Source organism: Streptomyces sedi, assembly GCF_006335015.1.
Taxonomy (GTDB): domain Bacteria; phylum Actinomycetota; class Actinomycetes; order Streptomycetales; family Streptomycetaceae; genus Streptomyces; species Streptomyces sedi.
Window position 1 is genome coordinate 1 of record NZ_VDGT01000017.1, and the last position, 15293, is coordinate 15293.

At 72.5% G+C, this 15293-nt stretch carries 5 protein-coding genes; all 5 read right to left on the bottom strand.

The features are described from left to right. A partial coding sequence (locus FH715_RS20445) for a type I polyketide synthase (protein ID WP_139647476.1) occupies nt 1-10523 on the bottom strand: 10523 nt, incomplete at its 3' end. Nucleotides 10524-10740: 217 nt separating this feature from the next. Further along, on the bottom strand, nt 10741-12087 hold the full coding sequence (locus tag FH715_RS20450; protein ID WP_139647478.1) for an NAD(P)/FAD-dependent oxidoreductase: 1347 nt from the start codon (nt 12085-12087) through the stop codon (nt 10741-10743). Nucleotides 12088-12095: 8 nt separating this feature from the next. Further along, a complete protein-coding gene (locus tag FH715_RS20455; protein WP_139647480.1) occupies nt 12096-12380 on the bottom strand; it encodes an acyl carrier protein in 285 nt (94 codons plus the stop codon). A gap of 62 nt (nt 12381-12442) precedes the next feature. Continuing rightward, on the bottom strand, nt 12443-13945 hold the full coding sequence (locus tag FH715_RS20460) for an amino acid adenylation domain-containing protein (RefSeq protein WP_139647482.1): 1503 nt from the start codon (nt 13943-13945) through the stop codon (nt 12443-12445). After that, on the bottom strand, nt 13942-15084 hold the full coding sequence (locus tag FH715_RS20465; protein WP_139647484.1) for an acyl-CoA dehydrogenase family protein: 1143 nt from the start codon (nt 15082-15084) through the stop codon (nt 13942-13944). Before FH715_RS20465 ends, FH715_RS20460 begins: the two co-directional genes overlap by 4 nt. Between the last annotated feature and the right edge of the window lie 209 nt (nt 15085-15293).

Sequence of the window (15293 nt, forward strand, 5' to 3'; positions counted from 1 at the left end):
AACACCCCATACAACTCACGCCCCATACCCACCCACTGCGAACCCTGACCAGGGAACATCCCCACCACACGCCCACCACCACGCACCACACCCTCAACCAGACACTCCGCAGACTCCCCCCGCGCCAAAGCACCCAACCCGCCCAGCAATTCCTCCCGACCCTCACCCCACACCACAGCCCGGTAATCCAACCGAGCCCGAGTCACCGCAAGCGAATACCCAACCTCCCCCACCTCAACGCCCGACCCCGAAGACACAAACGACACCAACCGTTCCGCCTGACCCCGCAACGCCTCCCCCGACCGCGCCGAAATCACCCACGGCACCACCGACAACGACGAACCATCCGTATGAGAAGTCACATCAGACATGTCCTCATCCACCAACTCGGGAGCCGCCTCGACAATGACGTGGGCGTTGGTGCCGCTGATCCCGAACGACGAGACCGCGGCCCGACGCGGGCGATCAACCTCTGGCCAGGGCCGCTCCTCGGTCAGCAGCTCGACGGCGCCCGCCGACCAGTCCACATGCGGCGACGGCTCGTCCACGTGCAGCGTCCTGGGCAGTAGCCCGTGCTCCATCGCCATCGCCATCTTGATCACCCCGGCGACGCCGGCGGCGGCCTGGGTGTGCGCGATGTTCGACTTGATCGATCCCAGCCACAACGGCCGACCCTCGGGCCGCTCCTGGCCATAGGTCGCCAACAGCGCCTGCGCCTCGATCGGATCGCCCAGCGTCGTTCCGGTGCCGTGCGCCTCCACGGCGTCGACGTCCGCCGCCGACAACCCGGCCGCCGCCAACGCCTGACGGATCACCCGCTGCTGCGAGGGACCGTTCGGCGCGGTCAGCCCGTTGGAGGCGCCGTCCTGGTTGACGGCCGTGCCACGCACCACCGCCAACACCCGATGACCGTTGCGCCGCGCGTCCGAGAGCCGTTCCAGCAACAGCAGGCCTACGCCCTCGGCCGGGCCGAACCCGTCGGCCGCGTTGGCGAACGACTTGCATCGTCCGTCGGCGGCCAGCCCGCGCTGCCGGCTGAACTCGACGAAGGCCTTGGGGCTGGACAGAACGGAGACGCCGCCCGCGAGCGCCAGCCGGCACTCACCCTGCCGCAGCGCCTGCGCCGCCAGGTGCAACGCCACCAACGACGACGAACACGCCGTGTCCACCGTCACCGCAGGCCCCTCAAGACCGAAGGTGTACGCCAGCCGGCCCGAGATCACGCTCGTGGCGCTCCCGGTGACCGAGTAGCCCTCAAGCGTGTGCGGGACCTGGGGCATCCCGGTGACGTAGTCGGGGGCGACGGCGCCGACATAGACGCCGGCCTGGACGCCGCCCAGCGAGAGGGGGTCGATACCGGCCCGTTCGAACAGCTCCCAGGAAGTCTCCAACAGCAGCCGCTGCTGCGGGTCCATCGCCAGCGCCTCACGCGGCGAGATCCCGAACAGATCCGCGTCGAACTCGGCCACACCCGCCAGAAACCCACCATGCCGGCTGTACGACGTACCCAGATGATCCGGGTCCGGGTGATACAACCCCTCCAGATCCCACCCACGATCGGCCGGAAAACCCGACACCGCATCCCGACCCTCGGCAACCAACTCCCACAGCTCCTCAGGCGAACCCACCCCACCCGGGAACCGACAGGCCGCGCCGACGATCACCACCGGATCGTCGTCGGCCGCCACCGGGGCCAGTGCCGGGGCTGGCGCCGGCCGGGCCGCGCGCTCCCCGACGACCTGGGTGCGCAGGTACTCGGACAGAACGGTGGGGGTGGGGAAGTCGAAGACCAGCGTGGCCGGCAGGCGCAGGCCGGTGGCCGTCTGGAGCCGGTTCCGCAGCTCGACGCCGGTGACGGAGTCGGAGCCCTGGTCCTGGAAGGAGCGGTCCGGCCGCACGGTGTCCGGAGCGTCGAAGCCGAGGACCTCGGCGGTCTGGCCGCGCACGAGGTCGAGCAGCCGATGGAGCTGTTCCCCGGCCGACAGGTCGGCCAGCTCCCGGGCCAGGGCGGAGCCGGTCGCCTCGTCGCCGGCGGGGGCGTCGTCCAGGCCGAGCACGCGGCGGACCTCGGGCAGTTCCTCCAGCAGCGGCTGGCGGCGGGCGAGGGTGAACGCGGGGGCGAAGCGGTCCCAGTCGACGTCGACCACGGCGACCGTGGTCTCGTCCCGCGCGACCGCGCCGGCGAGGGCGGCGGTGGTGTGCTCGGGTGGCATGGCGACCAGGCCGCGCCGGCGCAGCTGCTCCGCGCCCTCGCCCACGTTCATGCCGCTGTCGGCCCACGCTCCCCAGGCGATCGAGGTGGCGGGCAGGCCGCGCGCGCGGCGGTGTTCGGCGAGCGCGTCGAGATAGGCGTTGCCGGCCGCGTATCCGCCGTGGTCGGCACTGCCCCAGATGCCAGCGATGGACGAGACGAGGACGAAGGCGTCCAGGTCATCCTCGACCAACGCGTCCAGGTGTCGGGCGCCCTCGGCCTTGGCCGCGAGGTTGCCGGCCAACTCGGCGACGCCGAGGGTGTCCAGCGGGCCGAACACGCCCACGCCGGCGGCGTGCACCACGGCGCGCAGCGGCGAGCCCTCGGCACGAACGTCGGCGAGCAGCGCCCGGAGAGCCTCCCGGTCACTGACGTCGCAGGCGGCGAGGGTGACCCGGGCTCCCAACTCGGCGAGTTCCTCGCGGAGTTCCCGCGCCCCGTCGGCGTCGGGTCCGCGCCGGCTGGTGAGCACCAGGTGCTCGGCGCCGTTGGCGGCCAGCCAGCGGGCGACGTGGGCGCCGACTCCGCCGGTGCCGCCGGTGATCAGAGCGGTGCCTCGGGGCGTCCAGCCGGAGGCCGAGGCGGTGTCGTTCGCGGGGGCGCGCGTCAGTCGGCGCACCTGGACACCGGTCTGCCGGAGGGCGACCTGGTCCTCGCTGTCGGGGTGGCAGAGCGTGGCGATCAGGTGCTGGACGGTGGTGTCATCGAACGCCTCCGGGAGGTCGACCAGCCCGCCCCAGCGCTGCGGGTGCTCCAGGGAGGCCACCCGACCGATGGCCCACGTCTGGGCCTGCGCGGGGCTGCGGAGCGGGTCGGCCTGTCCGACGGAGACCGCGCCCCGGGTGGCGCACCACAGCGGGGCGTCGATCCGCGCGTCACCCAGGGCCTGGAGCAGGAGCACGGTGCCGGCGAGGCCGTGGACGACGGCCGGGTGCGTCGGGTGCGGGGTCTCGTCGAGGGCGAGCAGGGACAACACCCCGGCCAGGTCCGGGCATTCGGCTGCCGTGTCCGCGAGGGTCCGGGCGAGCTGGTCACGCTCGGCCGTGGCCGGGTCGACGGTGACGGTCCGGGTGCGGAGTCCGCCGGCATCCAGCGCGGCGGTGAGCGCGCGTGTCCAGTCTCGCGCGCCATGGTCAACGGGCACCGCCAGCAGCCAGGTTCCCGACGGCGCTTCGGCGGGTGGCACGGCGACGGGCTTCCAGAGCACGCGGTAGCGCCAGGCGTCGACGGTCGAGCCGAGCAGGTGCCGGCGTCGCCACGCGGAGAGCGCGGGCAGGATCGCGTCGAGCGCGGGGTCGGTGTCGTCCGCCGGCAGCCCGAGGGTTTCGGCGAGGGCGGCGGTGTCCTGCTGGTCCACGGCTTCCCAGAAGCCGGCCTCGGCCGGGGAGGCGGCGGGCTCGTTCGCGGGGTGCTCGTGCGGCAGTTCGACGTGCCGGAGGGTGGTTCCCGCGAACGTGGCGGGCCAGTCCACGTTCACGCCGTGGACGAACGCCTCGGCGAGGGAGGTGGTGAACCGTTCGAGGCCGCCGTCGTTGCGGCGCAGGGTGCCGACCACCACGGCGCGACTGTCGGCGTCCTCGATGGTCTGCTCGACGCCGACGGCGAGCACGGGGTGCGGGCTCACCTCGACGAACACGTCGTGGCCACGGTCGACGAGAGTGCGGGTGACCCGCTCGAACTGAACGGTGTGGCGGAGGTTGGTGTACCAGTAGTCGGCGTTCAGTCCCCGGGTGTCCACCTCGTCGCCGGTGACGGTGGAGAAGAAGGGGACGTCGCCGGACAGGGGGGTGATGTCGGCGAGGTCCGCCAGGACGCGGTCGCGGACCCTCTCGACCTGGGGGCTGTGGGAGGCATAGTCGACGCCGACGCGGCGGACCCGGACGCCGTCCTCGGCGCAGGCGGCCGTGAACTCCTCCACGGCCGCAGTCTCGCCGGAGACGACGGTGGTGCGGGGTCCGTTGACGGTGGCGATCGAGAGCCGGTCCGCCCAGGGGGCGAGCCGCCGCTCCGTCTCGGCGGGGCTCAGGCTCACGGTGGCCATGCCGCCGAGGCCGGAGAGCGCGACCAGCGCCCTGCTGCGCAGGGCGACGACCTTCGCCGCGTCTTCAAGGGACAGCGCCCCGGCGACGTAGGCGGCCGCGATCTCGCCCTGGGAGTGGCCGACGACCGCCGCTGGGACCACGCCGTGTGCCCGCCAGACGGCGCTGAGCGAGACCATCATGGCGAACAGCGCCGGCTGCACCACGTCCACACGCTGGAGCGACGCCGCCCCCGGGGCGCCGCGCACCACGTCCAGCAGTGACCAGTCGACGTGCGGGGCGAGCGCGTCGGCGCAGGCGCTCAGCTGTTCGGCGAAGGTGGTGGAGGTGTCGAGGAGACGCGCGCCCATGCCGTCCCACTGCGAGCCCTGGCCGGGGAACAGCAGCACCGGCCGCTGTCCCGAACGCGCCTGCCCGAGGAGGGCGTTGGCGCCGGGGGTGTTACGGGAGAGGGCGTGCAGGCCGTCGAGGAGGCTCTGCCGGTCGCGGGCGAGGACGACGCCCCGGTGCCGCTGGGCGGGGCCGGCCGTGGCCAGCGACCATGCGACGTCGGCGGTGGCCGGCGCGCTGTCGACGGCGGCGAAGGCCCGCAGCCGTTCCGCCTGGTCGCGCAGCGCCGTCGCGTCGGCGGCGGACAGCACGCAGGGGACCAGCGGCGCCAGGGCGGCGCCGGCCTCGTGCAGCCAGTGGCGGCGGCGCTCCCATGGGTACGCGGGCAGGCTGACGGGGCGGCGGGGCGGGGCCGTTGCGCTGGGGGCGCCGCCGGTGACCAGGAGTTCGGCCGCGCCGAGGGCGAGGCGCAGCAGCGGGTCGGCGGCCTCGACGGACAGCCCGTGCGGGCCGACCAGCCGGGCCGGGGGCTCGCCCAGGACGACGTCGAGCACGGTGTCCAGGCGCGCGGCGGTAAGGCGGTCGGCGCACCGCGCCATCCCGTCATCGGCGGGCTGGTCGGCGGGCGCGTTGGCGCGGCTCGCCAGTTCGGTGGCGGTGGCGGCTGGTTCGGCGTGCTCGGCGGAGACGACGGGAACGCGGCCTGGCAGCAGCTTGATGTCGCGGGGGGCGCCGGTCAGCAGGCGCAGGGCCTCAGCGATGGTCAGCTGGCCGGCGGCCCAGGCCGCGCTGACCTCGCCGCCGCCGAGCCCGACGGCGCCGTGCGGGGTGATGCCGACGCTGGACCAGAGCATGGTGGCGGCCACGTGATGGCAGAAGCGGTACGCGGCACGCAGGTCGGCCGGCGGCTCGGCGGTGAGGTCGTGGTCGGTGCCGGTGACCGTCTGCAACGTGTCGGCGCAGGTGGTCAGGGCGCGGGCGTACTCGGGCGCGGTGCCGAGCCGCTGCCGCACCTCGGCGGGCGGCGGCGTGGGGCCGTACCAGAACGCGACGGTGCGCGGGCGGTCGCCCTCGGCGGTACCGACCCGGACCTGCTCGACCTCGGCGTCGTGCTCGGCTGCGGCGGCCCGGCGCAGGCGGTCGGCGAGTTCGGCGGCGTCGTGCCCGACGGCGGCCAGGCGGTGCGACAGCCAGGAGCGGCGGTGGGCGGCGGTGTACACGATGTCGTCGAGTTCGTGTGGCGCGGCGTCCAGCCGGTCGGCCATGCGGGCCGCCGCGAGCCGCAGCGCCGTCGTCGTGGCGGCGGTGACCGGCAGGACGTAGGGCGTGACGCGGGGCGGGGCGGGCGCGTGGGCCGGCGGCAGCGTGGCCTGCTCCAGGAGCACATGGGCGTTGCTGCCGCTGAATCCGAAGGCGCTGACGCCGGCCCGGGCGGGACGGCCGCGCTCGGGCCACCGCCGGCGGCTCGTCGCGACCTGGACCGGGATGGTGTCCCAGTCGATCCGGGTCGACGGCCGGTCGAGCGGGTGCGGCGGGATTTCGCCGTGGTGCAGCGAAAGGACGGCCTTGAGGAGGCCCGCCACGCCGGCGGCGGCCTCCAGGTGGCCGAGATTGGCCTTGGCCGAGCCGATGAGCAGGGCGTTCGTGGCGTCACGGCCCGGGCCGAGCGACTCGGCCAGGGCCCTGACCTCGATGGGGTCGCCGAGGGGGGTACCCGTGCCGTGCGCCTCCACGTAGTCGACCTCGTGCGGGGCCCAACCGGCCCGGTCCAGCGCCTGCCGCACCACGTCGACCTGGGCGGCGGCACTGGGCACGGTCATGCCGCCGCTGGCACCGTCCTGGTTGACGGCGCTGCCGCGCACAACGGCGTACACCCGGTCGCCGTCCCGCCTGGCCGCCGCCAGCGGCTTGAGGACGAGCGCCACGGCGCCCTCGCCCCGCCCGTATCCGTCGGCGGCGTCGTCGAAGGTCTTGCACCGGCCGTCGGAGGCCAGGGCGGTGGCCCCGGCCATGGAGACGGAGACGGTGGGGGCGACGATGACGTTGGCGCCGCCGACAATGGCGACGGAGCAGTCGCCCCGCTCCAGGCCCTGGCACGCCAGGTGCAGGGCCGTCAGCGAGGCCGAGCACGCGGTGTCCACGGCGATGCTGGGGCCGCGCAGGCCCAGGAAGTACGAAACGCGTCCGGCCGTGGCGGCGAAGGACGTTCCGGTTCCGTAGTAGTGGTCGACCTGCCGCATGTCGCGGGTGATCAACTGCTGGTAGTCGGCGGTGTTCAGGCCGAGGTAGACGCCGACGGGCTGTCCTTCGAGGGAGCCGGCCGGGTGGCCCGCGTCCTCCAGCGCCTCCCAGGCGGTCTCCAGGACGAGCCGCTGCTGCGGGTCCAGGGAGCGCGCCTCCCGTGGCGCGATGCGGAAGAACTCCGCGTCGAAGCCGGCGACATCGGTCAGGTAGCCGCCCCGGGTGGGCACGTCGGTGCCGGCCTCGGCCCAGATCGGGTGGTCGCGACGGCCGGGCGGCGGCTCGGAGGTCGCGTTGCGCCCCTCGGTGAGCAGCGCCCAGTAGGCGTCAGGGGAGTCAGCGGACGGCAACCGGCAGGCCAGTCCGATGACGGCGACGCCGCTCTCGGCGGTGTCGGCCTCGGCGGTGTCGGCCTCAGCACCGCTTGAGGAGGCGCCGTCCGAGGAGGCGTCGTCGGGCGACGCGCCGCGCGCCGCCGGCCGCGGGTCCGGCTCCTCGCCCATGCCGGCCGGCGCCGCCTGAGCCGGGATCAGGCCGGCCAGATGGGTACCCAGCGCCTCGATGGTCGGGTACTCGAAGACGACGGTCGACGGCAACGCGACCTGGAATTCGGCCTCCAGCCGGGTGCGCAGCTCCACGGCGGTCAGCGAGTCCATACCCTGCTCGAACAGCCCGCGCCTGCGCGGCAGCGGCTGGCCTTCGGAGATACCGAGGATCGCGCGAACGACGAGGTCGACGCGGTCGGTAACGTGCGCTGCCGTCGGGTGATCCGCGCCGCCGGCCGGCAGTGCGGGGGCCGGAGTCGAGGGCTCGGGAAGGGCGTTGGTGTCGGGCGCCGTCGGGGCCGGCGGCGCGGCCGGGGCGTCCGGCGCCGTGGTCGCGCCGTGCGGCTGGGTGAGCATCTCGGCAATCACGCGGCCGTTCGCGTCGAGCAGGCTGAGCCGCGCGGCGGCGGGCAGGGCCGTGGTTTCCTCGTGCCGGCGGGTCTGCTGGCCGCGTTCCACGCCGGGCAGCCAGTGCCGTTCGCCGCCCCACGAGGGTGGGGGCATACGGTGGTAGCGGCGCGGTCGGCCGGTGACCCGTTCCCAGTCGACCGGCACGCCGGCGACGTGGAGTTGGGCGAGCGTCTGGTGGAGGGCGAGTGGGCCCGGTTCCGCCCGCCGCAGGGTGTGCAGCACGGGGCCGGGTCGCCGCGCGGCGGACATGGCGGCGGTCAGCGGGCGGGCGAGGACGGGGTGGCCGCCGATCTCCACCAGGGCGTGCCGGCCGTCGGCGAGCAGCCGGTCGATGGCGGGCCCGAGCAGCACCGGCTGGGTCAGGTTGCGTTCCCAGTAGGTGGCGTCCGGACGCGGCGCCTCCGTCTCCGGGTCGACCGTGGACAGCAGGCGAACGGTGGCCTGCCGCACGTCGAGGTCGGCCAGCTGGTCGCGGAGCTGGGGACCGCAGTGGGCCACGACAGGGCTGTGGAAGGCATAGTCCAGGTCCAGCCGCCGGGTGCGCAACCCGCGGGCGGATAGGGCGGCCTGGGCCAGGTCGAGGTCCGGGTGAGGTCCGGCGACGACCACGGTGGACGGGCCGTTGACGGTGGCGATCACGGCCGAGCCGCCCAGGCTGTCCAGGGCCTCCTGCACGGTGAGCGGGTCCGCCTGGACGGCGAGCATCCCGCCGGCGCCCGCCGTGCCATGCAGCAGTTCGGCACGGCGTACGACCAGGGCCATGGTGTCGGCCAGCGACAGGCTGCCGGAGACATGGGCGGCGGCGATCTCACCGACGCTGTGTCCGACGACGGCGCTCGGCCGCACGCCGCGTTCGGCGAGCCACCGGGTGACGGCGATCTGGACGGCAACGAGGGCGGGTTGGGCGTGGTCGGTGCGGTCGAGCGCGCCGTCCTCGGCGCGGCGGAGGATGTCGACGAGGGACCATGGGGCGTGGTCGCGGATCAGCGCGTCGCACTCGTCGAGGGTGTCCCGGACGGTGGGATCGCCGTCGTGGAGGTCGACGGCCATGCCGGACCACTGGCTGCCCTGCCCGGAGTACACGAACACGGGCGCGGGGACGTCGCCGGGGGTGACCGTGCCGGCGTAGCCGCCCTGCGGCGGGTCGTGCGGGTCGCCCAGGGCGGCGGCCAGCCCGCTCGGCTCGGCCGCGACAGCCGCGTAGCGGTGGCTCTCGTGGGTGCGGCGGGTCGCGGCGGACGCCAGGAGGTCGGCCAGGCGCGGCTGTTCCGGGTCGCTCACGCGGGCGCGCAGCAGCGAGACCTGCTCGGCTAGTCCCGACGGGTGGGAGGCCGAGGCGAGCAGGACCTGTGGTCCGGTGGCGGGCGCCTCGGTGGTGTCGTCGTTCGGGGGCGCCTCGACGATCACGTGCACGTTGGTGCCGCTGAGGCCGAACGAGCTGACTCCGGCCCGCGCCGGCCGGTCCCTTTCGGGCAGGTCGTAACCGGTGGTCGGCACGGCGATGCGGCTGTTCTCCCAGCTCACCGCCCTGGTGACCTGGTCGAGGTCGGGCTGGGCCGGGACGTGGGTGGCGTTGACGATCCAGATGGCCTTGAGCAGGCCGGTGATGCCGGCGGCGGCGTCGGTGTGCCCGTACACGGCCTTGCTCGAACCGATCAGCACCGGGGGCAGGGCGGTTGAGCGCTCCTGGTAGGCCTCGGCGAGGGCCATCAGCTCCAGCTGGTCGCCCAGCGGCGTGCCCGTGCCGTGCGCCTCGACGTAGTCCACGGCATCGGGGCCGAGTCCGGCGTGCTCCAGCGCGGCCCGGTGCAGGGCGATCTGCGCGACCGCGTTCGGTGCGGTCACGCCGAGGCTGCGCCCGTCCTGGTTGACCGCCCAGCCCCGGATGACGGCGTAGATCTGGTCGTGGTCGGCCACCGCGTCGGACAGCCGCTTGAGCACGACGAACCCGCACCCCTCGCCGCGTATCACGCCGTCGGCGTCGGCGTGGAAGGGGCGGCAGCGGCCGGTCGGCGAGATAGCGCCGACCCGGCTCATGAAGACGCTGAGTTCCGGGGCGACCATCACGTTGACGCCACCGGCGACGGCGATGTCGCACTCCCCGGAGCGCAGGTTCTGGCAGGCCATGTTGACCGCGAAGAGGGATGACGAGCACGCCGTGTCGACGGCGGCGGCCGGGCCGCGCAGGTCGAAGGCGTGGGCGAGCCGGCCGGCGGCGAAGCTGAACTCCATGCCGGGCGCGTAGCTCTGGCCTATCCCCTCCACGCCGAGGGTCTTGCTGTGCAGCAGGGCGTAGTCGTTGGCCAGGATGCCGGCGAACACACCCGTGCGCGTACCGTGCCACCACTCGCGGGGGCGGCCGGAGTCGGCCATCGCCTCCCAGGCCACCTCCATGATCATCCGCTGCTGCGGGTCCAACGATCCCGCCTCGCGCGGCGCGATGCCGAAGTGCGCCGGGTCGAAGCGGTCGACGTCGTCGAGGAAGGTGCCCGTGTGGCTGGAGGTGGTGCCAGGGCGCCGCCGTTCGGGGTCCCAGTACTCGGGGCCCCAGCGGTCGGCAGGCACCTGGCGGGTGATGTCGGCGCCCGTGGCGAGAACCGTGCCGAACGCGTCGAGATCGCGCACTCCGCCCGGGTACCTGCACCCGACGCCAACGATGGCGATGGGTTCGTTCTCGTGGGCCGGAACGGCTGACTCGGCAACCATGTTGTCTGTACCTCCACGGGTCACCAACGACGTCGGGTTGGCGGAGCGGTCGCGTGTCGTGTCTCCGGCGGCGCCGGGAACGCCAGGCGGGTCTGGGGGGACCTGCCTGGGGAAGTCGGATGGGACGAGGGGTTCGCGAAGAGGGGGACGTGGCCTCGCGGCCGGCGGTGCGGGCGAGGCGGCACGTCGCCCCGTCTCCTCGCGTGGGTGGAGTGGGTCAGAACGCCGGCGCTGCGGTGGGGGCGCGCAGCGAGCCCAGGTACGGGTGCCACAGGTGCGTGGGATCGTTCTCCACGGCCTGCACGGTCTCCCGCATCACGCGCAGCACCTCGGGTTCCTCGTCGTCGTACAGGTCGCCCTGCAACAGGCGGACGACGTCGAGACGGTGCTTCGGGTCCTGCACGAACGCGGTGAACAGCACGTTCAGGCGGTAGTAGACGGAGATGAACTCGTACCAGTTGCGCACGCCGTTGCGCAGCCGCTTCTCGTAGCTGCTGAACATCGCCCGGGAGAAGTCGTCGGCCTCAAAGGCCGCGACGATGTCCTGCGAGGCGAACTTCGCGCTCGTCAGCGCGACGCTGACACCGCTGGAGAAGATCGGGTCGACGAACCGCGCCGCGTCACCGATCATCACGAAACGGTCGCCGCAGATCTGCTTCATGGCGTAGCTGTAGTCCGCCTCGACCTTGAACGGGCGGACCTGCTCGGCCTTCCGCAGCTGCTCGGCGAGTTCGGGACGCGTGTCGATGAAGTCCCAGAAGAACTTGTCGCGGTCGGTGTTGGCCTCGACGAACCGGTGCTTCTGGGTCACCACACCGACGCTGGTGATCGTGTCGGTGATGGGGATCTGCCACACCCACGTGTCGTTGATGGGCAGGAAGTGGACGTAGATGTAGTCGATCTTCTCCGGGTTGGACGTCATCGCCTTCCGGTCCAGTCCCTCGAACCAGCTGTGGATGGCGTACTGGTCGAACACCGGGTCGGGGACCTTCACGCGCAGCTGCCGCCCGAGCATGGTCTGGCGGCCGGAGGCGTCCACGAACATCCGCGCGGTGACGTCGAACTCGCCGGACTCATTGCGGCAGGTGACGGTGACCTGGTCGGGGTCGTCGAAGTCCACGTTGCGCACCCGGGTGTTCTGGGTGACCTTCGCCCCGAGTTCCTCGGCGTGCTCCAGCAGGATCTTGTCGAACTTGCCACGGTCCACGTGGTACGTGAAGTCGCGGGTGACGCCGGGCTGGTCCCGTTCGCTGAACTGGATCTCAGCGGCCCCGAACTCGTGGGCTATCTTGCTGAAATCGTTGGTGACGATGTTGCGGGTTTCCTTCGAGGTCCACGCGGCCCCGTACTTCTTGGGAAATCCGGCCCGGTCGATCTTCTCCATGACGCCGGTCTCGGTCATCACGCGGGTGGTGGCGGGCACCAGGGATTCGCCCACGTGCTCCCGGGGGAAGCTCTCGCTCTCGAAGAGGGCGACGGAAAGACCCGCCTTGGCCAGGTACGCCGCTGCGGTGGAACCCGCCGGGCCACCGCCGGCGATCACGATGTCGTAGTCAGTACTCATGCCGTTCCTCACTCCGTTCCCGCGACGGTCGCCCGCTGCGGACTTCCCAGGTCGTTGACCATCTTGGTGATGCTGCGAATGTCCTTGAAGTTCTCCGCGACGATTCCCGTGGGCGGCACGACAACGCCGAGTTCGTCCCGGAGGTACATGAGCAGCAGGGCGGTGTTCATCGAGTTGAGAACGCCCCACTCAAGCAGCGGCGTGGTGTCCTCCAGCTCCTTGTTCTCGTCCCCGCTGAGAAACCTTTCCTTGATAAAGGCAGTCACTTTTGCCGATATCTCGTCAGTGGACACGTGAATTCCCTCTCTGCGCTGACTGCGTGGAGTGTCGATGCTGGAACTGGTTATCCGGCGAATCAGTCTCGTGTGCTCGCCGAATTCTCGACCGGCCTCGTGGAACGGGTCACGCGTGCCGTGAGTGCGCCTCGGTCCACTTTCCCGTTCCGGGTTCGCGGCAGCTGAGCGACCCGGTGCACCTCGTCGACCACCATGTAGCGCGGCAGCCGTTCCGCGCTGTGTCGCTTGAGGCCGAGAACGCCTGGTTCCCGTCCGGCCCGGGGGAGCACGAAGGCCACCAACCGGGCGTCCATGCCGTGCCCGACGACGACGGCGACCGCCTCGGCCACATCGGGGTGGGCGGACAGCGCCGCCTCCACCTCACCGAGTTCGACGCGGTGTCCGCGCACCTTGACCATGTGGTCGCGCCGGCCGATGTACTCGAACCGGCCGTCCGGCAGGACCCGCACCAGGTCGCCGGTGTGGTAGGGGCCCCGGTGGGCCGGCTGGCCCCAGTACCCGAGCATCACCGTCGGGCCCTTGACCAGCAGTTCGCCCTCGTCTCCGACCTCGGCCACCGCGCCGTCGGATCGCCGGGCCCACACCAGGTCGCCGCTACAGGCCCTGCCGATCGGCACCGGCCGGTCCCGCCGCAGGTCCCGGGGCTCGACCTCGTGGAAGGTACAGACGTTGGTTTCCGTCGGGCCGTAGAGGTTGAGCAGCCTGGCCCGGGTCCAGCCGGCGAGTTGGCGCACCTGGTCGATCGCGAACGGCTCGCCTGCGAAGAGCACGGCCCGCAGGCTCTCCGGCGCCGGCCTGTCGAGCATCCCGCCGGCACGCATCATCAGCGCGAGGGCCGACGGCACCGAGTACCAGACGCTGATCCGCTCCTGGTACAGAAACTCCACCAACTGGATTGGTGCGTAGGCGAGTTCGTGCGGAACGACGTGGACGGACGCCCCACTGGCGAACGCCGCGTAGAGGTCGAGCACGGAGAGGTCGAAGGTGAGCGGCGCGTGGTTGGCGAACCGGTCCTCGGGCGTCGCCCCGAGTTCGGCAACCGCCCAGTCGACGAACGCCCTCGCGTTGCGGTGGCTGATGCACACGCCCTTGGGGCTGCCGGTTGAGCCAGACGTGTAGAGGATGTACGCCAGATCGCCGATGTCGACGGCCTCGTTGACGGGGCTCGGCGGCGGCGCGAGTTCCTCGTGGAGGTCCTGGACGGGGACGCCGGGCAGGTCCTGGGCCAGCTGCGACGTGGGCTGGGCGTCGGTCACGACCGCACGGGCCCGGCAGTCGCGGGCCATGGTGGCGACCCGCTGTCGCGGAACGTTGCGGTCGGCGGGCACATAGGCGGCTCCCAGCCGCAGCGCGGCCTGCGTCGCCGCCACCGTCTCCGGAGACTTCTCGGCCCAGACCACCACACGGTCGCCCGGCTCGACGCCGAGGTCTCGTAACCTGGCGGCCAGGGCGTTGGCGCGCCGGTCCAGTTCGCCGTAGGTGTACGCGCCCGAGGGGCCGGCGACCGCCAGGTGTTCGGGGGCCGTGGCCGCGGCGTCGATGACGTACTGGTGCAGCGTCACAGTCCGGCCTCCCGGGCCACCAGCTCCCGCTGGACCTCGCTGGTTCCGGAGAAGATGGTGGTCGGGATCGCGTCCCGCAGTTGCTGCTCGATGCCGGCGGCGGAGAGGTATCCGGCGCCGCCGAATATCTGCACCGCGTCGAGGCTGTTGGCCACCGCCGCTTCAGACACCGCGAGCTTCGCCAGGGCGATCGCCCCCACGTGATCGCGGCCGTTGTCGAGCAGCCAGCATCCCCGGTAGAGGAGCAGTCGGCCGCTCTCCAACCGCTGCTTCATCTCGGCGATCCGGTGCGATATCGCCTGGAACGCGCCGATGCGTCGTCCGAACTGCTCGCGCCGCCTGGCGTGTTCGACGCAGCGGGCGAGCTGGTGCTCCATCGCGCCCAGGTAGGCGGCGAGGAGGCAGGCGCGTTCCCAGGCCATCGAGTGCTGGAACACCGCACCGCCCTGGCCCTCCGCACCGAGCCGATACGCCTCCGGGACGCGGCAGTTGTCGAATCTCACCCGCGACGCCGGGCAGCTGCTGAGCCCCATCTTCTCCATCGGCTCGCCGACGACGACCCCGGGCAGGTCACGGGGCACCACGAACCCCGTCACGCCAAGGAACCCGGCCTTCGGGTTGGTGACGGCGTAGGTGACGATGGCGTCGGCGGCGGGGGCGTTGCTGGCGAACGATTTCTCACCGTCGAGTACGTACGCCCCGTCGTCGTCGCGCCGGGCTCGGACGGCAAGCCGGCCGACGTCGGAGCCCGCGTCGTCCTCGGTCATCGCGTTGGCCGCGATGACATCGCCGCTGGCGAGGCCGGACACCATCCCGTCGCGTATCTCCTGCGACGCGAAGTCGCGGATGGGGACGGCGCAGGCCAACAGGTGGGCGCAGACGGCGAACACGAGGCCGGTGTCGCGGCAGCCGCGCCCGAACGCCTCCAGGGACAGCGCGGTGTCCAGCGCACCGAGGCCGCCGCCCCCCTGCTCCGTGGGCAGGCAGAGGCCGGTCAGCCCCAGGGACGCGGCGACCTTCCACTGCTGGCGCGTGAAGTATCCGTCCGCGCCGGACGGTGCGTCACCGAGTTGCTCCCGGGTGGCGGCAAGGGTCTCGTCGTACCGCCGCTGTTGGTCGGCGGTCAGGTCAAAGTCCACAATTCCCCCTTCAATTGTGGAATGCGCGCCACCTGTCAGTCGCACCTACCGGGCCCCTACGGAACCCGTACCAGGGCAGCCCCGAACTGCCCTTGGTGCACTGAGCGTTGAATGTCCGCATCCCCCGTGGATCGGTGCTTCACCTGGCGCTCGTCAGGCGTGTCGCCCCCCAAGGGTCACGGGGTCGACGCCGGTCGATCTCATCGGAT

Excerpts from the sequence above, each read along its gene's own strand:
- FH715_RS20450 (WP_139647478.1), bottom strand. The coding sequence starts at position 12,087 with ATGAGTACTGACTACGACATCGTGATCGCCGGCGGTGGCCCGGCGGGT.